The organism is Brucella tritici (genome assembly GCF_008932285.1).
Classification (GTDB): Bacteria; Pseudomonadota; Alphaproteobacteria; order Rhizobiales; family Rhizobiaceae; genus Brucella; species Brucella tritici.
The window spans coordinates 42128-63941 of sequence record NZ_WBVY01000010.1 but is presented as its reverse complement, the minus strand read 5'-3'; the positions used below and the strand labels follow the sequence as shown (position 1 = coordinate 63941).

Here is a 21814-nt window from a genome sequence, read left to right as displayed (position 1 = left end):
TTCAAATGAAAAGGGTGCTAATCGGCACCCTTAGCTCATGATCACGCTGCTTTGGCGCGTTGGTTAGCTGACGCATCCGCAAGTTTCGTCAGATCACTGTCCGTCTTGGATTCCTCCTGTAGCGTCTGATCGAGCAGTTTTGCAGCATCGGTCATGCCAAGTTCCGTCGCCCACCGCTTCAATGTCCCATAACGTGTGATTTCGTAATGTTCGACCGCTTGTGCAGACGAGATCAGTCCGGCGTCAAGCGCCGCGGTATCCTTGAATTCCTCCATGATCTCTTCGCCTTCGGCGATAATTCCCTCGATCGCATCGCAAGTCTTGCCTCTTGCTGTCTTGCCCATGATTTCAAACACTTGGACGAGCCGTTCAACGTGGCCTTCAGTCTGTTCACGGTGCTTTTCGAAAGCCGCTTTCAAATCTTCTGACTGTGCCGCACGCTTCATTTTTGGCAGGGCTTTGAGAATTTTACGTTCAGCGTAGTAGATGTCCTTGAGAGTATCGTGGAACAAGTCTTCGAGATTTTTTTCCTTGGCCATAGTTCATCTCCTCTTATGAATTTTTTACGTCAAATCGCCGGTAAAATCCCGGTAGTAAGTTGGTTTTGGCTGATAAGACAGGCAGGAAACTGGGTCTCTGCCTCTTCGAATAACGCAGTTTCGGAATTTAGGTTCCTCGGCCGGATAGCCACGGTTTCTAATCCGACAGAATCGTTTGATGAGATATCTGCGATTGACATTTGGGAGTCCCAACGCGCCTATTTATCGCGACCTTTACGTCGACGCCCGAGACCTCCGCGGCGGTAGCAAGAGCTATTACCAGTTGCTAGATGGTGCGAAAGAACTCAACGACCTGATCGAGCATAAAGGCATCTCCTTCGCGCTCGGAATATTTAAGGCTTGTTATCGGTTCGGCGAAAAGTCACGGCCAGTCGAATCTATGATTTGAACAAGATCATATACTTCGCACAGATACTTAGGGCTTTGGAGAAAAGGCGGGCGGCCTAAAAAAGAACCCCGCAGCGAAAACCGCGCGGGGTTAAGGCTACTGAGCCCTCTCTCCCAAGGGCAGTGAAAATTTATCCAAATGGGCAAAAAAGTAAATACTAGTCATTCGACCGATCCGGATAGGGTTCTTTTGGAAGTCTGATATTAGGATGGCCGGGCGAGTTTGTCTGCTCATGGGTAGGCTTTTCTTGATGATCGCTGGGTTCGACAGGAGAGGGATCAACGGCTTCTTTCTCCCGCACCAGCTCTGGATCTGACCAAGGATTTACAATTCGGGGTGTTTTCTTTGCTCTGTCTCTCATCGATATCTCCTGCTCGCACAGAGACGAACCCCGAATGGCCGTTGCGAACCATCCGGGGCGCGTGAGTTCGGTGTGCCCAAACTCAGCGGTCGCTCTCTTTGGGGGAGCGATGGTAAAACTATTTCTGATCAATTTTGTTCCTTAGAAAGGTAAGTCCCTGATTCTTGTGGGAGCTGCGCCCCAAGGCACCGCGCGCATATCGAAAAAAAAGCCCCGCTTAATAGGCGGGGCAATTGGTGTCATTGCGATGGTATTAACCCGCGACTGGGTTATTTGATCCTTCAGCTATGTCGGAATTGGTCCGCATTTCGCGTAGGTCGAGCCGAATAGTATATCTCTGATGCGCCAATCTGGCAGCAAGTTCACTTAGTCGCGACATGTCACGAAGTCCGTGTTCGTAGAGCATTAGGATACAGGATGCGAGTTCACTACCCGAATAGTTGCGGTCACTTTCTTCCAATAAGACAGCAGCGTTGGTGAAGCAGCTGCGTAGGAAGTCCACTTCAGCAGGCATATATATTCGGCTCGCTTCGTTGAAAAACGGCATGTCAGCCTCCTTATATTTAGAAGGCAAGCGTACTCTGTTCAGAAATATTAGATATCTAATTATTATCACTAAATATTAATTTTAAATCGGACTCAAAAATAATGAACCCCGCCAGCCGTTTAGCTGACGGGGTATGCGCCTGCCGAAGCGAGCCACGCCGTTAACAGGCGCATGGGCATTGCTGGAATGAGCGACAGAACCAGCGAAGCGGGGGAATGTTCCAATATGGGGCTCCGGGGCTATTCCTCCGGGTCTGTTCCTGTCACGCCGCGGTGCATGTTCTCAGCAACTACCCTTATTGCGGTTGCCGCTTCCTCTTCGGACCATCCGGCTTCTACAGCGTCCTGGATGAGTTCGGGTACGCCGATCACCTGAGTGCGGGCTATGGCCGCAGTGACCTCCGCGTCTCTGGCGCCGGATACCACAGCTCGCTCGACCAGCTCCGCAATTCCTTGCGATACCGCTTCTTGGCAGTCGATTTCGCGTCTTGGATAGTCGCCGGGTTCTTTTGGTCCAAACATTCCTTCCTCCTCAGAATAAACTCGCCTATACTTCCTTGTTGTCATTGCTTGGCGTTAGGTCGACCAGATCGGCATCGGGCAGGGCTTTTGCATTTCCCTGGCTTCATTCCACGGAGCACGTAGCCATGTATCAATTTCTTCCGTGGTGCGGGGAATGACGGGCATTACCTTTGGATGAACCGGCCAGACAACACCATTTGCCTCGGTCGTAAGCAACGCAAAGATATCGATCTCTACAGGACCTTCCTTCCGTTTTCGGATTGTCTTCCATCGTGTCCAAATTCCAGCAAACGCGGACAAGGGTTTTTCCTCGTTCAGAGCAGACCAGTGAGCGGGAAGCTTTCCTGTTCTCGTATCTCGGATTTTACCGTACTCAGAGAATGAGGTGGCTGGTACTACGCAACGATGCTCGACGCCGAACCATGACGGCCAATGCCCTGACTTGAGATTTCGTATATTGGTCACGCTAATGTCGACGTCAAATTTCAACTTCTCTGGAGGTGTGGGCATTCCCCAGCGGAGCAATGCCAGTTCAGGCTCGTCGCCTTTGATGTTTCGCAAAACTGGTGCTGGATAGTCTGGGAAGATATCCATGTGCGGATCGGTGCGGTTCGTCACGTCACCTAACTTCGGGAACAGACGGCGCATGGCCTCATGTGTTGTGGTGATGTTGTACAGATTGCACATGCACGCCTCCTTATCTCCTGACTATTCGTCGGCCCGGATTTGGGCGTGCGAAATCAGCCCGAAGATGAACGTGCCTCCGACGATGTTTCCAAAAAGCGTGGGAAGCCCGAATTTGAAGATGCTGTCGAAAGTGGAAACTTCGCCGATGAACAGCAAGAACAGCACCTCAATCGACCCGACTACGATATGGGTGAGATCACCGATTGCAATGAGATAGGTGATCAGGAAAATAAGAAAAATATGTCCTTGTTTGGTGCTGTGCAGCATCCAGACCAAAGTCGCAATCAGCCATCCAGACATGATGCCTTTGCTGAATAGCTCATTACTTGTGTTCTCCATAAGATGCTTGCCCATATCGGTAAATGTGCGCGTAACCTCATCGGAGAAGATGGGCATCAAGACTATGACGAGGGCGGCAATCGCTCCTCCGATCAGATTGCCCAAAAGAACGATGCTCCACAGCCTTATCATCATGAAAAAGTGAGACGCTGTCGGTTCTGTCATAAAAGGCAGAACCGGGGTGATCGTGTTTTCGGTGAACAATTGCTGGTTGGCGATGATCACGATTATGAAGCCCACGGTATAGCCGGCTGAACTGAGCAGAAAGAACAAGTTGCCGCCGGGAAGGTAGGCCTCCAGAATGCCCCGGGCGATCATCGAGGTACTCATCGAGATACCACCGGCGATTGCCGACCAGAACAACGCCATCGCCTCTCTGTTCATTTCCTTTTCGCCTTCGCGGCGAATGAGTTCATGAATAGCTGCGGCTTTGGAGGGGAGACTTTCTTTCAGGACCTCCGCTGATTGGCCGTCTTCTTTCGGTTCAGGCATGAAGGCGTCTCCTCGTTGCGCCCTGTTGTTGCGTCCCTTTTTTGGAACGCATCGGTGGGTATAAATTAACTAGGGCGCTTATTTTATGCGTCCATACGTCGATGGAACATCACTGCGATAAGACAGTTACCTTAGACGATTGAACACGACGAGGAGCCGGTCGAATGAAATGGATAGCTGCAGCAGTTGGCCTCGTGATCATGTCCAGCGCGTCATTTGCGCAAGGATCTGGAGCGCCATCGCAATCTGGTGGGCAGGAACCTGAAGTGCCAGGCAATCCTCCAGCTGCACCGGGCCAGCCACCATCCGATCCTGACAGCACCCAAGTCCCGTCGTCGCAAAAGCAAGATCAGATACAGAAGCCCGAGATAGACGCATGTTCTCCTGGGCAGGAAGCAAAAACCTGCGTTGAAAAGCAGCGTGGCACCAAGTAGCGCTTGTTTGCGCCGTCCAACCAAGGCGTCTTCGCCTTCCTGATTATGCTCGCGGCAGAACCAGAGTTGGACAGTAGCGGTCTTGTAGCTGATCGATCCCCACGCTTTGCAACCCTTCGGCTCGCAGTAGTGTTGGAATAACTTGTTGCTTTTGGCGCTGGCAGTTCTGTCGGTCTTGCATCCAGTCTTTTTCTATCTCGGTGGCTTTATATCCCCCAAGCCTTTCCCGGCCTTTAAGCATCTGAACCAGATGCGTCCGATGCCATTCGGTAAGTAAAAGAACGACCTGGAATGGGTATTCCTTGCTGATCAGCGTCTTGGACGGCTGGCACGTGAACGATTTCTTCAACAAGGCGTCGCGAATATAGCGTTTTAATTCGTAACCCGTCACCGTCGACCGATAGATAGGAACTGAGGATTGGCGTGACTTTCAAACGAAAGACTTAAACACTTCGTTGGAACAAATTTGGGCCTCTCCTGTTTGGAAGAGCTATTTCCGCTTTGGGCTCGCGCCTAACGGAGGCAGCGTTTCATTCCAACAAGTGCGACGCCGGAGGAAATGACATGCCTGCAAAATCGAAAGCACAGCAACAAGCCGCAGGAGCCGCTCTCGCCGCCAAGCGTGGAGACAAGGCCAAAAGCAGCTTGCGCGGTGCATCAAAGCAGATGGAAAAATCCATGAGCAAGGCAGAACTGGAGAAAATGGCATCGACGAAGCAAAAGGGAAAACCGGAACACACGTCCAAGTCTTGACCACGCGAACCATCTCATGCGCCTATTCAAAACTACCCTGAGACACTCGCTCCGATGGCATGCCACATCCTGTTTTAAGAAGATTAGGGAAAAGATGAAACAAATGCCACTCTAACGGGTTTGGCAGGTCTGCCGCAGAAAGTGTTGCGGCACTAGCCTTTGAAACCAAACTGGGAGAGCTTGAAATGGCCAGAACCAAACAACGCACACTGGACGATCTCTTTTACGATACGCTGAAAGACATTTATTACGCTGAACGCAAGATAGTGAAGACACTGCCCAAGATGGCGCGGGCAGCGAGCGATGAAAAGCTCAAAAACGCATTCAAAAAACATCTTGAGCAGACAGAAGGCCATGTCGAGCGTTTGCAGCAATGTTTTGAGATTCTCGGCAAGCGAGCCCAGGGGAAGACGTGCGACGCCATCGAGGGCATCATTGCCGAGGGAGAAGAAATCATTGAAGAATATTCCGATACGCCAGCTTTGGACGCAGGACTGATTTCTTCAGCACAAGCAGTCGAACATTATGAGATCACCCGTTATGGCACATTGAAACGCTGGGCTGAAACGCTTGGTTACAAAGACGTGGCCAAATTACTCGACCAAACCTTGCAGGAAGAAGGCCAGACCGACAAGGATTTGACCCAACTTGCTGAGAGCTCGATCAATCGTCACGCAGAAGCCGCCTAATTTTCATGGACGTTATCGAGAAAATCTGTGTCGTCAGCCAGACTACCGACAGCAAACACAATGTTGCCAGTGTCGAGGCTCTCGCAGCGCGGTTGGCGAAGTTGTCAGGAAGCAGTCTCAGTCCTTCCTCGCAAAATTTCGACGATGTAGATGGGACGTTTTTCATCCCGACTGTCTCGCTGATCAGAAAGAGCCATCCCGAACTCGACGCAAATCAGTTTTGGGGTGGCTGTGTTGATCAGGAGTACATGACGACAAAACTGGCGACCCACCCCGCCTGGAACGAGCAAGACGAGTTGCCTGCCGGTTGGAAACCGCAATTCGCCAAGGATTTGGGAAGTGCAGCGCTAGCGGGCTTCTCCGTTTTCTCGCACGATCACGCTGCACGTGCAGGCGCCTTTTTGCTCGACAAGAGTAAGATCCGACTGAAAGACCCTTACGCATCTGGCGGTAAAAACCAATGTGTCTTTGAAAACAACCACGAACTGGACGTGTTTCTTCAATCGCTTTCGCAAAGCGAGATCACAAAAGGAATGGTGATTGAAGAAGACGTCGAGAATTCATCCACTTACTCTGTCGGACAAGTCAGCCTCGCCGGTCTGACGGCGAGCTACCTTGGCCGCCAATACATTGCGCACGACCCCATGGGCGAAAGCGTTTATGCCGGCAGTAGACTTTACGTGGTTCGGGGAGGATGGGATGAACTGTTGTTGCGGTTGCGCATGCCCGTCGCGCACCGAATAATTGAAGGTGCACGGCGTTACGATATGGCGGCTGGAGAGCATTTCGGGCTTGTCGCCTCTCGAAAAAACTATGACGTCCTGGTTGGCCCCATAACGGAAGACGGTTTTTGCTGCGGCGTGCTCGAACAGTCCTGGCGCGTGGGCGGCGCTTCCCCTGCCGAAATACTAGCTGTGGAAGCGATGATAGGAGACCAGTCCATCCTTGCGTTACAAGTTTTGGCGCGCGAGACTTACGGCGCGGCTCCCCGGTTCGAGATCAACGACTTTATCGTCTATGTCGGCCAGGACGATACCGGCCAGCCCCTCCATAAGTATGCACGCATAGAGAAAATCTATCATGATCCGTAACGATACAATCATCGATGTGGGCCCGCTTCAGCTGGAAGCCACAGTTATCTCACCCGATACAACGATTCCGGGTATCCTGTTTCTACATGGCTGGGCAGGCAATCAGGAACGCGACATCGAACGGGCGAAATCAATTTCTGAGCTAGGTTGTGTTTGTTTGACCTTCGACATGCGCGGTCACGGCCATACGATCACCAGCAACAAGACAGTCACACGGGGAGAAAATCTGGACGATGTCATTGCGGCCTATGATCGGCTGGCGAGCCTGAAGATGGTCGAAGAGGGATCGATTGTCGTCGTGGGCAGTAGTTATGGGGGATATCTCGCTACGCTTTTGACGGAGTTCCGGCCCGTAAGATGGCTGGCACTCAGGGCCCCTGCCCTTTATCGCGATAGTTCTTGGCAATTACCGAAAGCACAACTCGACCGGGTCGACCTCGAGGCCTATCGCTCGGCTCTGGTGGGAGCAGAAGATAATCGTGCGCTCCATCAGGCCAGAGAGTTTCATGGCGATGTGCTGCTTGTTGAATCCGAACATGACACAATCGTGCCTCATCCGACCATAGCAAGCTATCAAAGCGCGTTCATCCACGCACATTCGCTCACCGTGAGAACACTTGGCGGAGCAGATCATGCCCTTTCGGACGCTATTTATCTAAAGGCCTACAATCAGCTTTTAACGCGCTGGATCAGAGAAATGGTTCTCGGAGCGCGTTAATTCGTGTCTCGGTTCAAATTTCATTATTCAAAGCTAGACCTTGCCGTTTCTCGTTCGCTGTCTTCCGATATTGCTTATGGAACATTCATTCGTTTCACTGGTTAGGACACCTCTCACAGAAGGGAGGAATTCCATGAAAAGGTCAATCCACTATCCCGCAGCTGCTGCACTTGTTCTATTCGCATCCGCTGCATTTGCCCAAACATCTCCGTCGGAAAAGCCGCAAACACCTGCGGTAACAACGCCTGGTGAAACCAATCCAAAAGCGCCTGTACCGGGGAAGAACAGCTTTACCGAGGAGCAGGCAAAGCAACGCCTGACTGACGAAGGCTATACCGAAATCATGAACCTCGAACTCAGCGAAGATGGTATTTGGCGGGCCGAAGCGATGCGCGACGGACAGCCTTTTAAGGTTCAGCTCGATTATCAGGGCAACATAACGACCCGATAAGCAAGTAGCTAAGCCCTAAACTGAATGAAGGAGACGACGATGGTACATGTCACAGGTCTATTCGACAATCACGATGAAGCGCTTGACGCGGTCCGTGCGCTGGAAGAAGCAGGCATTTCGGCCGACAATATCAGTCTGATATCCAACAATACCAACGGACAATATGCCGGTGATGCGGTGCGGGAAGACCAATCCACAATCACGGGCGTAGAAACCGGGGCTGGCGTCGGCGCCGTCGCAGGCGGTGGTGCTGGATTGCTGACAGGACTTGGCTTGCTCGCAATACCCGGCGTCGGGCCCGTTGTTGCTGGTGGCTGGCTCACGGCCACACTGGTCGGGATGCTTGGTGGCGCAGCTGCCGGAGGTGTCGCAGGCGGAATTGTCGGCGCGTTTATGGAGAGCGGCATTCCTGAGGAAGAAGCGCAAGCCTATTCAGAAGCAATTCGCCGAGGCAGCACACTGATCGTCGTTCGCTGTGACGAGAACGAACGACAAAAGGCCGAAGCAATTTTCGATGAATGGGCGCGCGTGGACATAAGGAAGAGACGCAACGCCTATATCGATGAAGGCTGGGAAGGGTTCAACGCTTCTGGAACTCCCTATACATCCGACCAGATTGAACAGGAACGCCGTCGATGGCTATAGGCCGGGAACGGAGCAGCCACTATGAAGGAGCTTTCTCCCAAGGATGCCCGTCAGGGTCGAAAAGGTCGTCATGTTTTCGTGATCCTTATCGTCAGCCTCATTCTGGCACTCATTGTCTGGGCTGCCGTTGGCTTTTACGGCTCCCAAATACCGGGCCGGGGTTTCATGGTAGATGACAGCAAGCCACCTGCGTCCACGGAATCGCAACCGCCTGCCTCCGCGACCGGTACGCGATGACACGCCGTGCGCATAAACAAGCGGAAGTCGCGTTGGGACCTGTCCGTCACGAAGCGCTCTATTGCAGTGTGCTTTTCCTGAACGATCGACGATGGCCGACGAATTCGCCAGTGAACCATAGCGCGAGTCCAAACGTGAAGTTTGTTACAGCGATAGCGCGGAACATCGATGGCCTGACGGGGTTAGGCTTATGTCACGCGCGACAAAACGCACTTTGAAACACCTAAACCACCGGAAGGAAAGAAAATGGCCCAGAGTCATTCACAAAGCCATACCCAGGGTGGCCCCCACGAACAGCATGTAAAAGCTGGTCAGCAAAGCCATAACAATGATGGCAAGCAGGCAAGCAGTGGCAACAATCAGCAGTCCTCATCACGTGGCGGCTCGCATGAGCAACATGTTAAGGCGGGACAGAAAAGCCACAAGAATTCATGACCAAAGGGGGCGGCCTTGTGCCGCCCCATTCTCAAACCGAACCGTGGTTCGGAAAGGTCAGACTGATGCCTTGCCCTCTTCATTCCGACTACACGTTGGAACCTGACGATCTTGTGGAGATGATCCCCGCTCTGCGCGCTTTTTCGCGCACTTTTTATCGACAAAGGGAAGATGCCGAAGATCTCGTTCAGGAAACACTTCTCAAAGCTCTCGCCAATCGGGAGAAATACGTCCCTTATTCCCCCCTCAAATCGTGGCTTTTCACTATTATGCGCAACACTTTTTGCACCCGTATCCGGCTGCAGAAGAGAGAAGCGCCCGGTGTTTCCGATTGCGTATCTCCAATTGCGAGCGTAGGTCCCTCCCAGGAAGACACTGTTGAAGCACATGATGTGCAAATCGCGCTGCAAACACTGCCGCACAAATATCGCCGGGTACTTTCGCTGGTGGTGTTTGAAGGCAAAAGCTACGAACACACAGCGGAACTTTGCGAGTGCTCAATCGGTACGGTCAAAAGCCGCTTGCATCGGGCCCGCCATAAACTGCACAACATGGTCGATGGTTCATGAATGGAAGCAATCAGGCTCGATTGTCTGATGAGGAACTGGTTATGACGCTGCAACGCGACCCGCTGATAGCTTGCGTTTTGAATTAAGGCATGACCAACTGTCTGTTATGACAAGTCGAAATGATAGTGCCATGCATTCATTTTCTGGCAAACGTATCCTGGTTTTTGAAGACAGCTTTCTTCTATCGGAAGAAGCCGCGCAAAAGTTTGGGTCCCTTGGGGCTTTCATTCTCGGACCCGTCAATACGATTGAGCACGCATTGCGTTATCTGGAAAGTAATCTGGTTGACGCAGCGATACTGGATGTTGCGCTCGAACCAGCAGCCGTGCTGCCACTTGTCGAAGCGCTTGAAACGCGCTCGACTCCCTTTGTCTTTGCACTGCCGGTCAACCCCGCCATCGACAGCAAAGGCTTCGCTGGCTTTGTACTCAGCAACCGAGACAATGACCTATCCGTCATCGCGGAAGCACTTTTTCGGCGACGTGGTCTGGAACAGTAGGCCTGATCTTAGGCCTCTTTTGTAACGTGATTGGAACACAGGATGTCTCCGGTGGTTAGGTCCGAAGCAGCAACTATGCTGAGGAAGGATTACCCGTCATGAATGAGCAATATCCCGCCCCACCTTTCGATACGCCCCGTCAATCCATACCCGGCTTGACGGAACGAATGAATCCAAGACCCGACCATGGCGAAAAATCCTACAAAGGGTCCGGAAAGCTTGAAGGCCGCAAAGCCATCATAACGGGCGGCGATAGCGGCATCGGTCGGGCCGTTGCAATTGCGTTCGCACGCGAAGGTGCAGATGTGCTTATCGCCTATCTCCAGGAAGAGGCTGACGCGCTTGAAGCCGCTGCTTTGATCGAGGCTGAGGGGCGCAAGGCTATCTTGATGAAATGTGACCTTCAGCGCGCAGAAAACTGCCGGGAGATCGCGAAGCGGGCCGCGAGAGAATTTGGCCAGATCGATATTCTGGTTAACAACGCGGCACACCAATCGAGTTTTGCCTCGCTTGAAGATATCAGCGACGTTGAATGGGAATTGACCTTCCGCGTGAACATCCATGCGATGTTCTATTTGACGAAGGCCGCTTTACCCCATATGAAGCCGGGCGCGGCAATCATAAATACAGCTTCGATCAATTCAGACATGCCGAACCCGACCTTGTTGGCCTATGCGACAACCAAGGGCGCTATCCAGAATTTTACGGCAGGTCTAGCTCAATTGCTGGCGGAGAAAGGCATTCGCGCCAATGCAGTTGCGCCGGGTCCAGTATGGACACCACTAATCCCCTCCACACTTCCGGAAGAAGCTGTGGCGTCCTTTGGAAAGCAGACCCCAATGAAGCGACCAGCCCAGCCCGCGGAACTGGCATCTGCTTACGTCATGCTGGCCGACCCGCTATCAAGTTATACCTCGGGTGCGACCATCGCGGTCACTGGCGGCAAGCCTATTCTGTAATTAAGCGCCCGCATGGAACGGGCACTTTTAATTGGGAGGATTGGTTTGTAAAGAATGAGGAGGAGGCTGCGTGCCAGCATCGTCATCGGCTATTCGATACAGAAGAGAGCCAACGACCAAAAGTAAAACCACGCCGATGATCAAGGGAAGAAGTGTTTTCATTCGTCTTCAACGCGCTGTGCGTAAAGCCAGTGCTCCTTATCTAGGTCGTCCTTTTTCGAACGTTCAGCCTCTTTTCGCGCCTTAAGCTTTTCAGACTCAGTATCCAGTGCGCGAGATGTCGTTTTATTGTTATTCGACGCCTGCTTGTCGACAGTATCCACCATGTCGTTCTCCTTTGAACAGATGCCTCTAACCGACAAGGGAGGCCGATGTTCCCGATGAAGGAAGTTATTTGCTTTCATTCCGGTTAAGAGCTGCAATGAGGCTCATCAATTGAGGTTCGTCAACCAACAGACCCACTTCCTCTGTGGAAAGCCATTTGCGCTGACGCTGCTCATATTCTGGCCATTGCGCCTTCTCACATTGAACATGCAAGGGATAAACCCTAACCTTCACTGGGATGAATACTCTCTTCAAGCGTTTCCAATAAAGATAGTGGCCGATTGTCGAACGAGCGACGTTTCCTTCAATTCCGGCTTCTTCCTGAGCTTCGATGCGCGCAACATCGGCCATACTTCTTTTTTTCATCGGCCAACCTTTCGGCAGGGTAAATCTGCGCGTCCCGCGCGATGTAATAAGCATTATCTTAAGGCTGCCATTTTCAAACCGGTAAGGAAGTGCAGCGGCCTGCTCAATCTCCTGACCAGCCTTCGCCCGTCGAATTCGTTTCTTCCATTTTCGTTTGCCCATCGGCTCCTCCTCAGAGAGCGTCTGATGCATAACCGCCAACATTGCTTGCTGTTCCATTGAAACAAAAGTGTGGCTTCGCTGTTGGGAGCTATCATTGGATAGGAGAAAATGACAATGCGCGATACAACGCTAATGAATTGCATCTGTGCCTGTCTCGAATGCCATCGCACCTGTACAGAAATGGCGTCGGACCATTGCCTTGAACGTGGAGGGCCGCATGTCGAACCAAAGCAATTCCGAACCATGCTGGCATGCGCCGAAATTTGTGGAGCTTCAGCGCAGATGATGATGCTTCAAAGTCCTTATCATCACGCGCTCTGTATGCTCTGTGCGCGGATATGTGAAGACTGCGCCGATAGTTGCCGCGCCTTGGATGGAATGGAAGCCTGTGTAAAGGCATGCGAACGTTGCGCCGTATCATGCCGCGAAATGGCAATCCATCATTCGGGAAAAGACGATATTCTCAAAGCGGCTTTTCTTGAGGTATCCAATGGATCGCATCGGGATTGATTCCGAGAAGCAATGCCACTGCGACGGCGCGCGCCTTCAACTCCGTGGTTAGAACTGCAGACCGAGACAATACCCAGAAATAGTTGCGGCTTGATCCGACCACGATTGACCATTCATAATTTGCATCCAGATCGACAATATTGTAGCCGCCGAAGAACGGGCCGAAGAACGATACCTGCAGCGCACCCTCATCTGTCGCACCGACAAATCGCGCAGTGCCAGTTGCGCTTGTAGTGCATCCCTTCCAAGGATCAAAGCCGCGATTGACGACGCGTACCGTTCCATCTGCATTCAAAGAGTATTCCGCGGAGGTGTGGGTCAGCCCGCGCTCAAACCGGTTTTCGATACGGCCCAGTTCAAACCATTTTCCCAGGTAGCGCGAGATGTCAAATGGCTTGACTGGAATAACACCTTTTGGCACCTGCGGTGACGCGGCCCTAGCCAGAGCGATCCCCAGTGCCAACCCCGAAATGCCGAGTAGAAACTTGGCCGTTCTCATGTGATATCCTTCCTTGTCATTCCATGACTAACCTCATGCAAGAAAAATGGTTCCGACTTTAGGCATACACGATCAACCATTTCAGCGTATTGCGTTCGGCTTTGCTCAGTCGAGGGGCCACAAGCCGATTTGAGGCGACTGCTTCAATTTCGGATGCCAGCACGCCTTCAAGCCAATGTTCGATGACATTCGGATGAATATAAGCACTCCGACATACTGCACGCGTATTGCTAAGGGCTTGTGCAATTTTATCAATCACCTGATTGAGTGCTCGCTTCTTCGCGGCTTCGCTATAGGGAAGTTCCATAGATTGAAATGCATCAAGCGCGCCGACGGTTGCAGCCCAGGTTCGGAAATGCTTGGATGTGAATTCGCTCTTCATGACATCCTGCAAGTAGTCATTGATGTCCTGAGAGCTAACAGGGTGATAACTCCCCTCATCATTGACATACTGGAACAAGTGCTGACCGGGCAGTTCCTGTATGGAGCGTACAATACGTGTAATTCGGCGATCGGACAGTTTCAGGTTCCAGTTTTGACCTGATTTACCCGTGAAAACGAGGCGCAGGCTGACTCCTTCGTCTTTCACATGGCGGTTGCACAAAGTCGTGACGCCAAAGCTCTTATTTGCACGCGCGTAACCGGAATTACCAACGCGCAACAACAGTCGGTCCATCAACCAGATAATTGTCGCGACAACTTTTTCTCGGCAGAGAGAGCGTCGACGCATATCTGCATCGATCTTCTCGCGCAGTTGGCTCAAATCGCTGCCAAAATATTGCAAGCCCGAAAACTTGCTGTCGTCACGTCGTTTCATCCAGTCGGGATGATAGATATATTGCTTTCTGCCACGCGCATCACGGCCTGTTGCCTGTATATGCCCATATTCGCTCTGACATATCCAAACGTCCTTCCAAGCGGGTGGAATGGAAAGGGCTACAATGCGCGCTTTATCCGCCACACTAACAGCACGTTCTTGGGTATCGACATAGCGAAAACCTTTGCCACAGCGAATACGCTTCAGCCCAGGTTCGGCATCACTGGTATGAATCAGGCGTGAACGGACCGTTGATTTCTTTGCCAAAGTGATCCCCGATTTTTCTGTCGTGATTTCATCGGTGAGATAACACCCCAAATGAGCGGTGGGTTCCCGCATCAACATTTAAACCCGGAACCTTCCAGCCTTCAGCTGGTTATTCTTCACTAAAAAGAGGATAAGCCGGTGCCCCACGCATTCTGGAAAGGTTACTTAAAGTTATCGCTCGTCACCTGCGCGGTGGAAATAATGCCTGCGACCATTGAAAGCGAAAAAGTGCGCTTCCACACGCTCAATGCTAAAACGGGCAACCGGGTGATCAGTCGCTATGTCGATTCAGTGACACATAAGCCCGTGCGCGACGAAGACGAAATTAAGGGTTTCGAGAAGGCCGAAGGAGACTATGTCCTCCTCGAGGACGACGAGCTCGAAGCCGTGGCTCTCGAAAGTACTCGCACTATCGATATCGAAAAATTCTTAGAGCGCGATAGCATCGGTTGGATTTGGTACGATAAACCCCATTATCTTTCACCATCTGACAAGGTCGGGCAGGAAGCCTTTGCGGTTATTCGGGAGGCAATGGACAAGAGCGGCGTCTATGGTCTGGCAAGGCTAGTCATGTATCGGCGTGAACGAGCTGTTCTTCTGGAGCCACGAGGACAAGGTATTGTGCTATGGACATTGCATTTCGGTGATGAAGTTCGAAAAGCCGACGATTACTTCGCAGGCATCAAGGCGGAGAAGCCCGACAAAAAGCTGTTCTCCATGGTTCGCACACTGATCAAGCGCAAAACGGACGACTGGAAGCCGGACTTGCTGACGGATCCGGTTCAGAAGAACCTGCAGTCAATGATCGCCGCCAAGAAAAAGAAAATTAACACGCCGACAAAACCCAAATCTGCAGCGACCGCCCCGGCGGCCGGCGGCAATGTCATCAACATCATGGATGCTTTGCGCAAAAGCCTTGCCAACGAGAAAAAGCAGCATTAGCTGCTCAAGAGACAACCTTTTCGCACTATTTTGGCAAAGCCGTCGCCGCTTTGCGAAAGTCGTACCAGGGATCAAGCTTCGAAGCTGCTAGCCGCGTTGCTGTATTCAGGATCGTGAAATGTGCTGGACCGATAGCGGGATTCAGTTCATTCCAGGCGAGTGGCATGGAAACGGCTGCTCCAGCGCGAGCACGTGGAGAGTAAGGTGCAACAGCCGTCATGCCTCGTTGATTGCGCAAATAATCAATGAGTATTTTGCCTTTGCGTTTGGCTTTGGAAATGGTTGAAACATAGCGGTCAGGACTGTCTGCCGCCATCTCATTGGCAATCGACTTGGTAAAGATTTTGAGGCTGTCCCAATTGGCTTTCGGCTTCAATGGCACGACGACGTGCAGTCCCTTTCCTCCGGATGTTTTTACAAATGTTGTCAGGCCATGCTTCTCAAGCCGCTCTTTGGTTTCAAAGGCCCCGTCGATGACACGTTCCCAGGCAACCCCCTCCCCTGGATCAAGGTCCATGGTTAGCATATCCGGCAATTCCCAGTCCCTGAGGCTCGAACCCCAAGGATGGATTTCTAGCGAGGCAGCCTGAACCAAACCGATCAAACCGTCAAAATCCTTGATCGCGATGTAAGGCTCTTCATCCTTCTCCGAGGGATCATCCACCTCAACAATATGTTCGTTCAGACCCTTCCATGCATGTTTCTGGAAGAAATGCTGGCCATCGATACCGGTCGGACAGCGCAGCAGAGCCAAAGGCCGATTGACAATAAATGGTTCAATTCGTGACCAAACTTCGGCGTAGTAATCCATCAGCCCCTGTTTTGTTATGCCCTCCTCTGGCCAGTACACGCGATCCGGGTGAGTGAGCTTCACATCAGCTTCTTCGTGGGATGTCCTATACGGCTGAGATGGCATTGCACTTTTATCCAATGTGACCTCCTCGGCAGTCTTGTCGTCACGCAGTCCGCGGAAAGATGCATGGCGCAGTCTTCTGTCTGCAGTCCAGGCACGGAACTCTATTTCTGCAACCATTTGCGGCTTGACGAATATCGCGCCGCGTTTTTCTTCAGCGGTCAGCTCTATTGCGAATGGGCTTTGTTCCTGACGTATCGACGTGAGCTTCGTGTAAAGATATTTGGCCAGCTTGACGGAAAAACCAGTTCCCACACGCCCAACAGGAACAAGTCCTTTCTTCTCCTGAGCGCCCAACAGCAGAGAACCAATTGCGCGAGACGTCAAACTTGAAGGCACAAATCCGGCAATTACAAATTCCTGCCGTCCTATGCATTTCGATTTGCGCCAGCCCTTGCTGCGCCCGGAAATAGAAGGAGCATCGCTCAATTTCGAGACGATCCCCTCCAGTCCGAGCCCACAAGCATTCTTCAATACAGTTTCACCATCGGCATCAAAGGCTTCGCTATAGCGCAGCGTTCTCGAGGGATGGGAAATGAGCTTTGTCAGTAGGGATTTGCGTTCGACGAGCGGCACTTGCCGCAAATCGCGGCCATCCTGATAAAGCAGATCAAAGATATAAAAGGCGAACCGGTCCGAACGTCCGTCACTCAGATCGCTTTGCAGTGCCGAAAAGTCCGACAGGCCCGCCTTATTTTCCACGACAATCTCGCCATCAAATATGGCATTCTCGACCCCCGTAGCCAGAAGATCGTTGACTATCGAACGGCCAAATTTCTTTGTCCAATCCAGCCCGCTGCGTGAATAGAGCACGACTTTACCGTCAGCGACATGCGCCTGAATGCGATAACCATCAAACTTGATTTCGTGAATCCAGCGGCTTCCTCCGGGCGCGGCTGATACCAATGTCGCCAATTGAGGTTCTATGAATGGCGGCATCGCAGCTTTCTTTGTGCGCCTCGACAATGGCACAGCATTGCCTTCCTTCGCTGCGCGGTTTTTATCCAGCGGTCCGGTTTTGGACGACCAGCCCGGCGCTTCATGTTCCACATCGGCGATAACTCTCCCGGTTTTCACCGATTGCGGTTTCTCCTCAAGAATATCGGGGGCGTCAGCCTCTCGTGAAAACTCGTCCTCGCCCTTTATGAGTAGCCAGTTTTCTCGCTTTTCGCCCGGTTTTCCATGCATTCGAACCAGATGCCAGCGCCCCTTCAGTTTATCGCCGCTCAGTTCGAATTCGAGATGCCCCTTCTTATAATTTTTGCGAGCATCGCCAACCGAGGTCCATTGTCCGCTATCCCAGACAATGACCGTCCCGCCGCCGTACTCCCCCTTGGGGATCGTACCTTCAAATCCGGCATATTCAAGCGGATGATCTTCCACATGGACGGCCAAACGTTTCTCGCCCGGGACCAGACTTGGGCCCCGTGTAACCGCCCAGCTTTTCAACACTCCGTCCATTTCCAGCCTGAAATCATAATGCAGCCGACGCGCATCGTGTTTTTGCACCACAAATAAATCGCCCCTGCTTCGCCTGGCTTTGCCGTGGGGCTCCTTCGTCAGGTTGAAGTCACGTTTCTTATGATAGGTTTCGAGCGGCTGTCCCATTATCCAGCCTTTCGGGGCTTCGCTTTGGTTGTTCCGGATTTAGCCGGTTGCTTTTTTGGAGAGCTCAAGGCTGCGCTCTTGCGTAAGGCTTCCTTCAAATCAATCACGTCGGCCGACTTGGGAGCTTCAGGCTTTCTGAGAGGTTTTCCTTCAATCTTTGCCTTAATCAAGTCGGCTAGTGCTGCATCATAGCGGTCGTCAAAACTTGACGGATCGAAGCGGCCCATCTTGGTGCCGATAATATGTTTGGCCAGATCGAGCATTTCCTGATCGAACTTGAATGCTTCCAGATCTTCGAAAGCCTCTTTTACGGGTCGAACTTCGTAATCAAAGTTCAGCGTCGATGCGATCATGCCATCGCCATCCGCACGAATGAGAAGTTTACGCGCACGGCGAAAGAGCACCGCCTCAGCGACTGCCGCCACGTTTTCAGCTTTCATTCCATCACGGAGAAGCAAGAACACCTCGTCATCATCTGTGGGCGTCAGATAATAAGGTCGATCGAGATAAGCATCGTCGATTTCACTGCATTTGACGAAATGCGTGATATTGAGTGTTTTATTGCTTTCGGGAATTGCAGACTGGATTTCTTCATCATTGAAACTGACGTATTTGCCGGACGAAACTTCATATCCCTTCATCTGCTCCTCTCGCGGAACAGGTTTACCCGTATCGCTATCGACAAATTCACGACTGAGACGATTACCCGTCTTGCGATTGATGAGATGAAAAGAAACCCGCTCTGATGTCGATACAGCCGTATAAAGGCCGACCGGCATCAAAAGCTGATCGACTTTCAACAGACCTTTCCAGTTTGCGCGCAGAGCCATAGCTGCCTCGCTCCTGTGACGAATTGAACCTGATTAGATAAACTCACGCCACCTACTGGTTGTTCCCGACGATTTAGTCAGAAATGCTGCTTTGACATTTCTATCAGCCGCTCTAGCTTTCCGCTTTGAATTTCCTCGCCTCTGCAAGAAGTTTCGGTCGGTCCCGGTGACCAAGGCGATCAATCAAATCACGCGCCTGCAAAGGCGACAGGTCCGAATTCTCGGCCAGAAACTTGATATCCTCATCTTCTGTGAGAGGAGCATGCTTATCGGGTTGACTAGCCATGATGGTTCTTCCTTCCGTTAATGCTTTTAGGGCATCCACGGCTGACCGCCTATAGTGCCCGCTTTTGTTGGGATGAGTTGTCAAAACGCATGAGCCCTTAATCTTCCGTAATGCCACCAGCCGACAAGTTTGGAATTCCCTCTCGATTAGTTGTAAAATGTCCGCCACCCAACAGGGCCCATATAAGCAGGACCATTAACAATAGACCCAAGACAAGGAGCATCATGCGCGGGAAGTATCGCAAAATTCCCGACGATCGATCCCGATAGGAATTCGAATTCTGACCTGTCTGACTGTTCATCGCTAAATCCATGGCGTTATGACGAGCATCGCCAGTATGATCGTTCGACGGATGACATAACTGTGGCGTTCCTGTAGGCCACGGAGACGTTCAACCGGTGATCGGTTCCTTTTTTGGCGTCGTCAGCATCTTATTAAGACGAGCATTATCGCTAGCTTTGCGTTGTGCAGTCATTGCTATCGACCTTGTTTTCCCAACGATTACACAGGATAAATGTTCCGGCCACTTCATAGTCTTCGTCGTAGGGGGCTTTCTACTTCCAACCAGAATACCTTGGCGAATTGCTCGCTTTTCAGGGAAAATTCACAGAAACGGAACCGATGGGTGAACAAGTCAGTTCTATCGGGACGCTGAGCGTTGGGCGGCGGATAGGGGCACGTTCTTACAGTCGTAGAGGAATTGTCATGGAAAAGTTCTTCACTCGTCTTTCCCAAACCATCGCTGAAATCGCAGGGACATCCTATGCCTTTGGCTGCGCGTTGGGATTCATCGTCGTTTGGGCCATTTCTGGTCCGCTTTTTGGCTTTTCCGATACCTGGCAACTCGTGATCAACACCGCCACCACGATCATTACTTTCCTGATGGTGTTTCTGATCCAGAACTCGCAGAATCGCGATTCCACCGCTGTAGAAGCAAAGCTGGACGAGGTACTTAGATCTGTAAAGGGTGCGCGCTCACGGCTTATCGGGATTGAACACCTTACGGAAAGCGAAGTCGAAGCCATCCGAGCAGCCATCGAGGACGAAAACTGCAATAAATCTCCCACTGCGAATGTGGAAGAATTGCTACGCGCTGCGACCAGAAGGGCAAAACAACACGGTGCGAAATAATGATCGTTCTAAAAAACTGCGGCACCCCCGCCTATGCTTCGCAAGTGTCAGCCCTATCCCGACCGTCGCGAGATGCCCACATTATTGGCTGGCCAGGACTGTTTGGTTCCGGTGAAGGTTGCCCCGGATTCGGAAGAGGAGGTATCTGCTCGGGTTCATCCGGATTAGCCGGTTCGCTATCGGGGATTGATTCCGGTGGTGGTTTCGGTTGCTGTTCCGGCTCAGCAGGCGGGATTTCTGTAGGACCCTCCGACATTGGCAGAAGAACGGCACCATTTAAGGCTGGCCACGTACGTTTGACATCAAATTGCGGCGCGTCCATTGAACAATCCTTTCTCATTTCTAAGAAAACCGAACATTTCATCCGGGTGATTGTTCCTCATTCAGTCTGATATCTGTCCGGCATAACGACTGAATGTGCGGACTTACGGACGAAACAAAACTACGGGATTCCTTGAATAATAGAGGGTCTTTGCCAAATTTATCGTAGAATAGATTTGGAGGAGATCGTTCATGCCCGATCATGATGCAGAAACTCGGAAAGACGACCTTCGAACAGGCATCCCCTTCTGGATAAAAACACCCAATTCCACCGTTCAAGCAGAAACCCATCTTCCTCGAAGGGCTTTTGACGTAATAGTCTCGGAGCAGGTATCTCCGGAGCACTGACGGCAGAAGCGTTGACGCGCAGGGGAAAAAGCGTATTGATCGTTGATCGGCGCCCTCCGGCACGCGGCTCGACATCAGCATCGACAGCAATGATCCAACATGAGATCGACGTCCCCCTGACCCGACTAAGCCGGAAGATTGGTGAGCACGGAGCTCATGCTGCCTGGTTAAGATCAGCGCAGGCGGTTCAGGACTTGATTGATTTGTCGGGTGCGCTCGAGCTCAATTGCCAAATGCATGCAAAGCAAGCGCTTTACCTGGCTGGCGATGAGATGGGAGCGAAAGCGCTTGCCAATGAGGCAGCTGCACGCAACAAAGTTGGCATCAGTGCCAGTTATCTTAGTCACGAAGTCCTCTTAGAGCGCTTTGGATTGAATCGCCCCGCAGCAATTTTGTCGAACATTTCTGCATCAGCCAATCCCGCGCAACTTACCGCAGGGTTGTTGCACACGGTTCTAACCCGCAATGCCCAGATTGTTTCGCCCGTCGAGATTACGGATATGGCAGAGTTGCCTTCAGGCGTAGCCTTGGCAACTCGTCGAGGCGAAGTTCTGGTTGCTGAACATGCAGTATTTTGCACCGGCTATGAATATCTGCCTCAAATGGAGGCGAAATCGCACAGTATCACATCGACCTGGGCGTTGGCTTCAAAGCCTTTGCGAAACGCGCCACCTTGGTTGCGAGATATGCTCGTCTGGGAGGCTGCAGATCCCTATCTTTATCTCAGAACCGATGAGTTTGGTCGTATTATCGCCGGTGGCGAGGACGAACAGGCGCAAAATAGCAATGAGGATTCGAAGAAACTCGCAGATAAAGCGGCAATCATCATTCGTAAGCTGGAAGACCTCATCGGAGTGACGATTGATAAGCCCGACTATGTTTGGTCAGCTCCATTCGGTGTGACCAAAGATGGCTTGCCGATCATCGACCGAGTTCCCGGTTACGAGCGCATTTTTACCGCTATGGGCTTCGGTGGCAACGGAATTACCTTCGCGATGATTGCAGCTCAAAATATCACAGCCGCCATAACAGGCGAGACAGTTCCTGACACAGAACTCTTCCGATATCGCTGATCCATAAATCAAGCGATGATACAGACTACGAGCCTTTCACAT

At 51.7% G+C, this 21814-nt stretch carries 27 protein-coding genes; 14 read left to right on the top strand and 13 right to left on the bottom strand.

Going from position 1 to position 21814, the window contains the following annotated elements; translation table 11 throughout:
- Positions 1-41: 41 nt before the first annotated feature.
- The 6 genes from F9K94_RS23265 to F9K94_RS23230 all read right to left on the bottom strand — a co-directional run bounded on the left by F9K94_RS23265 (position 42) and on the right by F9K94_RS23230 (position 4720).
- On the bottom strand, positions 42-539 hold the full coding sequence (locus tag F9K94_RS23265) for a YciE/YciF ferroxidase family protein (protein ID WP_011982994.1): 498 nt from the start codon (positions 537-539) through the stop codon (positions 42-44).
- Positions 540-2095: 1556 nt separating this feature from the next.
- A complete protein-coding gene (locus tag F9K94_RS23250) occupies positions 2096-2377 on the bottom strand; it encodes a hypothetical protein (RefSeq protein WP_231771643.1) in 282 nt (93 codons plus the stop codon).
- Positions 2378-2431: 54 nt separating this feature from the next.
- On the bottom strand, positions 2432-3064 hold the full coding sequence (locus F9K94_RS23245) for an SOS response-associated peptidase (protein WP_151591375.1): 633 nt from the start codon (positions 3062-3064) through the stop codon (positions 2432-2434).
- A 21-nt stretch (positions 3065-3085) separates the two neighbouring features.
- Positions 3086-3895, bottom strand: coding sequence for a formate/nitrite transporter family protein (locus tag F9K94_RS23240; RefSeq protein WP_151591373.1), 810 nt, complete (start codon positions 3893-3895; stop codon positions 3086-3088).
- Positions 3896-4093: 198 nt separating this feature from the next.
- Positions 4094-4273 (bottom strand): hypothetical protein, encoded by a 180-nt coding sequence (locus F9K94_RS24555; protein WP_192799574.1) that lies wholly within the window; start codon positions 4271-4273, stop codon positions 4094-4096.
- A gap of 99 nt (positions 4274-4372) precedes the next feature.
- On the bottom strand, positions 4373-4720 hold the full coding sequence (locus tag F9K94_RS23230; protein WP_151591369.1) for a hypothetical protein: 348 nt from the start codon (positions 4718-4720) through the stop codon (positions 4373-4375).
- Between the two features lie 173 nt (positions 4721-4893).
- Here F9K94_RS23230 and F9K94_RS23225 point away from each other — a divergent pair, with 173 nt between their 5' ends.
- From F9K94_RS23225 to F9K94_RS23175, 11 genes are all read left to right on the top strand, one after another.
- Positions 4894-5082, top strand: a complete 189-nt coding sequence (locus F9K94_RS23225; protein ID WP_151591367.1) for a DUF3008 family protein — start codon at positions 4894-4896, stop codon at positions 5080-5082.
- Positions 5083-5267: 185 nt separating this feature from the next.
- A complete protein-coding gene (locus tag F9K94_RS23220) occupies positions 5268-5771 on the top strand; it encodes a YciE/YciF ferroxidase family protein (protein ID WP_151591365.1) in 504 nt (167 codons plus the stop codon).
- A gap of 5 nt (positions 5772-5776) precedes the next feature.
- Positions 5777-6862 (top strand): DUF3182 family protein, encoded by a 1086-nt coding sequence (locus F9K94_RS23215; RefSeq protein WP_151610522.1) that lies wholly within the window; start codon positions 5777-5779, stop codon positions 6860-6862.
- A complete protein-coding gene (locus F9K94_RS23210) occupies positions 6852-7580 on the top strand; it encodes an alpha/beta hydrolase family protein (protein WP_151591361.1) in 729 nt (242 codons plus the stop codon). Before F9K94_RS23215 ends, F9K94_RS23210 begins: the two co-directional genes overlap by 11 nt.
- Positions 7581-7713: 133 nt before the next feature.
- A complete protein-coding gene (locus F9K94_RS23205) occupies positions 7714-8031 on the top strand; it encodes a PepSY domain-containing protein (protein ID WP_151591359.1) in 318 nt (105 codons plus the stop codon).
- Positions 8032-8070: 39 nt separating this feature from the next.
- Positions 8071-8676, top strand: coding sequence for a hypothetical protein (locus tag F9K94_RS23200; RefSeq protein WP_151610521.1), 606 nt, complete (start codon positions 8071-8073; stop codon positions 8674-8676).
- Between the two features lie 21 nt (positions 8677-8697).
- A complete protein-coding gene (locus tag F9K94_RS23195) occupies positions 8698-8913 on the top strand; it encodes a hypothetical protein (RefSeq protein WP_151591356.1) in 216 nt (71 codons plus the stop codon).
- Between the two features lie 246 nt (positions 8914-9159).
- On the top strand, positions 9160-9348 hold the full coding sequence (locus F9K94_RS23190; RefSeq protein ID WP_151591355.1) for a hypothetical protein: 189 nt from the start codon (positions 9160-9162) through the stop codon (positions 9346-9348).
- Positions 9345-9917, top strand: a complete 573-nt coding sequence (locus F9K94_RS23185) for an RNA polymerase sigma factor (protein WP_407922070.1) — start codon at positions 9345-9347, stop codon at positions 9915-9917. The genes F9K94_RS23190 and F9K94_RS23185 overlap by 4 nt, the downstream gene beginning before the upstream one ends.
- Before the next feature lie 130 nt (positions 9918-10047).
- Positions 10048-10416, top strand: a complete 369-nt coding sequence (locus F9K94_RS23180; protein ID WP_113533621.1) for a response regulator — start codon at positions 10048-10050, stop codon at positions 10414-10416.
- A gap of 98 nt (positions 10417-10514) precedes the next feature.
- Entirely contained in the window at positions 10515-11375 is an 861-nt protein-coding gene (locus F9K94_RS23175) for an SDR family oxidoreductase (RefSeq protein ID WP_151591353.1), read from the top strand.
- Positions 11376-11533: 158 nt separating this feature from the next.
- Here F9K94_RS23175 and F9K94_RS24550 read toward each other — a convergent pair whose 3' ends face one another.
- The 4 genes from F9K94_RS24550 to F9K94_RS23155 form a co-directional block, all read right to left on the bottom strand.
- Complete coding sequence (locus tag F9K94_RS24550) at positions 11534-11701, bottom strand: hypothetical protein (protein WP_192799573.1); 168 nt, start codon at positions 11699-11701, stop codon at positions 11534-11536.
- Between the two features lie 64 nt (positions 11702-11765).
- Positions 11766-12227, bottom strand: a complete 462-nt coding sequence (locus tag F9K94_RS23170; RefSeq protein WP_151591351.1) for an NUDIX hydrolase — start codon at positions 12225-12227, stop codon at positions 11766-11768.
- Positions 12228-12690: 463 nt separating this feature from the next.
- Positions 12691-13236 (bottom strand): lipocalin family protein, encoded by a 546-nt coding sequence (locus F9K94_RS23160; protein WP_151591349.1) that lies wholly within the window; start codon positions 13234-13236, stop codon positions 12691-12693.
- Positions 13237-13294: 58 nt separating this feature from the next.
- Positions 13295-14398, bottom strand: coding sequence for a DNA topoisomerase IB (locus tag F9K94_RS23155; protein ID WP_231771642.1), 1104 nt, complete (start codon positions 14396-14398; stop codon positions 13295-13297).
- Between the two features lie 60 nt (positions 14399-14458).
- Between F9K94_RS23155 and ku (F9K94_RS23150) the strand changes: the two genes are divergently transcribed.
- Positions 14459-15262, top strand: coding sequence for a non-homologous end joining protein Ku (gene ku, locus F9K94_RS23150; protein WP_151591347.1), 804 nt, complete (start codon positions 14459-14461; stop codon positions 15260-15262).
- Positions 15263-15287: 25 nt separating this feature from the next.
- On the opposite strand, the gene ligD is transcribed toward ku (F9K94_RS23150), so the two are convergent.
- The 3 genes from ligD to F9K94_RS24545 all read right to left on the bottom strand — a co-directional run bounded on the left by ligD (position 15288) and on the right by F9K94_RS24545 (position 18899).
- Positions 15288-17783, bottom strand: a complete 2496-nt coding sequence (ligD, locus tag F9K94_RS23145) for a DNA ligase D (RefSeq protein WP_151591345.1) — start codon at positions 17781-17783, stop codon at positions 15288-15290.
- Positions 17783-18613 carry a non-homologous end joining protein Ku gene (gene ku, locus F9K94_RS23140; protein ID WP_151610520.1) on the bottom strand — a complete coding sequence of 277 codons (831 nt, stop codon included), beginning with the start codon at positions 18611-18613 and terminating at the stop codon, positions 17783-17785. The genes ligD and ku (F9K94_RS23140) overlap by 1 nt, the downstream gene beginning before the upstream one ends.
- Positions 18614-18725: 112 nt before the next feature.
- Positions 18726-18899 (bottom strand): hypothetical protein, encoded by a 174-nt coding sequence (locus F9K94_RS24545; RefSeq protein ID WP_182522312.1) that lies wholly within the window; start codon positions 18897-18899, stop codon positions 18726-18728.
- A 705-nt stretch (positions 18900-19604) separates the two neighbouring features.
- On the opposite strand from F9K94_RS24545, the gene F9K94_RS23135 reads away from it, so the two are divergent.
- On the top strand, positions 19605-20030 hold the full coding sequence (locus F9K94_RS23135; protein ID WP_151591341.1) for a low affinity iron permease family protein: 426 nt from the start codon (positions 19605-19607) through the stop codon (positions 20028-20030).
- 704 nt (positions 20031-20734) lie between these two features.
- Entirely contained in the window at positions 20735-21772 is a 1038-nt protein-coding gene (locus F9K94_RS23130; RefSeq protein WP_328593858.1) for an NAD(P)/FAD-dependent oxidoreductase, read from the top strand.
- Positions 21773-21814: the final 42 nt, after the last annotated feature.

What these genes read in the sequence shown, in the direction of transcription:
- F9K94_RS23265 (WP_011982994.1), bottom strand. Translation starts at nt 539, where the DNA reads ATGGCCAAGGAAAAAAATCTCGAAGACTTGTTCCACGATACTCTCAAG.
- F9K94_RS23250 (WP_231771643.1), bottom strand. Translation starts at nt 2,377, where the DNA reads ATGTTTGGACCAAAAGAACCCGGCGACTATCCAAGACGCGAAATCGAC.
- F9K94_RS23245 (WP_151591375.1), bottom strand. Translation starts at nt 3,064, where the DNA reads ATGTGCAATCTGTACAACATCACCACAACACATGAGGCCATGCGCCGT.
- F9K94_RS23240 (WP_151591373.1), bottom strand. Translation starts at nt 3,895, where the DNA reads ATGCCTGAACCGAAAGAAGACGGCCAATCAGCGGAGGTCCTGAAAGAA.
- F9K94_RS24555 (WP_192799574.1), bottom strand. Translation starts at nt 4,273, where the DNA reads ATGCGTCTATCTCGGGCTTCTGTATCTGATCTTGCTTTTGCGACGACG.
- F9K94_RS23225 (WP_151591367.1), top strand. Translation starts at nt 4,894, where the DNA reads ATGCCTGCAAAATCGAAAGCACAGCAACAAGCCGCAGGAGCCGCTCTC.
- F9K94_RS23220 (WP_151591365.1), top strand. Translation starts at nt 5,268, where the DNA reads ATGGCCAGAACCAAACAACGCACACTGGACGATCTCTTTTACGATACG.
- F9K94_RS23215 (WP_151610522.1), top strand. Translation starts at nt 5,777, where the DNA reads ATGGACGTTATCGAGAAAATCTGTGTCGTCAGCCAGACTACCGACAGC.
- F9K94_RS23210 (WP_151591361.1), top strand. Translation starts at nt 6,852, where the DNA reads ATGATCCGTAACGATACAATCATCGATGTGGGCCCGCTTCAGCTGGAA.
- F9K94_RS23205 (WP_151591359.1), top strand. Translation starts at nt 7,714, where the DNA reads ATGAAAAGGTCAATCCACTATCCCGCAGCTGCTGCACTTGTTCTATTC.
- F9K94_RS23200 (WP_151610521.1), top strand. Translation starts at nt 8,071, where the DNA reads ATGGTACATGTCACAGGTCTATTCGACAATCACGATGAAGCGCTTGAC.
- F9K94_RS23195 (WP_151591356.1), top strand. Translation starts at nt 8,698, where the DNA reads ATGAAGGAGCTTTCTCCCAAGGATGCCCGTCAGGGTCGAAAAGGTCGT.
- F9K94_RS23190 (WP_151591355.1), top strand. Translation starts at nt 9,160, where the DNA reads ATGGCCCAGAGTCATTCACAAAGCCATACCCAGGGTGGCCCCCACGAA.
- F9K94_RS23185 (WP_407922070.1), top strand. Translation starts at nt 9,345, where the DNA reads ATGACCAAAGGGGGCGGCCTTGTGCCGCCCCATTCTCAAACCGAACCG.
- F9K94_RS23180 (WP_113533621.1), top strand. Translation starts at nt 10,048, where the DNA reads ATGCATTCATTTTCTGGCAAACGTATCCTGGTTTTTGAAGACAGCTTT.
- F9K94_RS23175 (WP_151591353.1), top strand. Translation starts at nt 10,515, where the DNA reads ATGAATGAGCAATATCCCGCCCCACCTTTCGATACGCCCCGTCAATCC.
- F9K94_RS24550 (WP_192799573.1), bottom strand. Translation starts at nt 11,701, where the DNA reads ATGGTGGATACTGTCGACAAGCAGGCGTCGAATAACAATAAAACGACA.
- F9K94_RS23170 (WP_151591351.1), bottom strand. Translation starts at nt 12,227, where the DNA reads ATGGGCAAACGAAAATGGAAGAAACGAATTCGACGGGCGAAGGCTGGT.
- F9K94_RS23160 (WP_151591349.1), bottom strand. Translation starts at nt 13,236, where the DNA reads ATGAGAACGGCCAAGTTTCTACTCGGCATTTCGGGGTTGGCACTGGGG.
- F9K94_RS23155 (WP_231771642.1), bottom strand. Translation starts at nt 14,398, where the DNA reads ATGTTGATGCGGGAACCCACCGCTCATTTGGGGTGTTATCTCACCGAT.
- ligD (WP_151591345.1), bottom strand. Translation starts at nt 17,783, where the DNA reads ATGGGACAGCCGCTCGAAACCTATCATAAGAAACGTGACTTCAACCTG.
- ku (WP_151610520.1), bottom strand. Translation starts at nt 18,613, where the DNA reads ATGGCTCTGCGCGCAAACTGGAAAGGTCTGTTGAAAGTCGATCAGCTT.
- F9K94_RS24545 (WP_182522312.1), bottom strand. Translation starts at nt 18,899, where the DNA reads ATGGCTAGTCAACCCGATAAGCATGCTCCTCTCACAGAAGATGAGGAT.
- F9K94_RS23135 (WP_151591341.1), top strand. Translation starts at nt 19,605, where the DNA reads ATGGAAAAGTTCTTCACTCGTCTTTCCCAAACCATCGCTGAAATCGCA.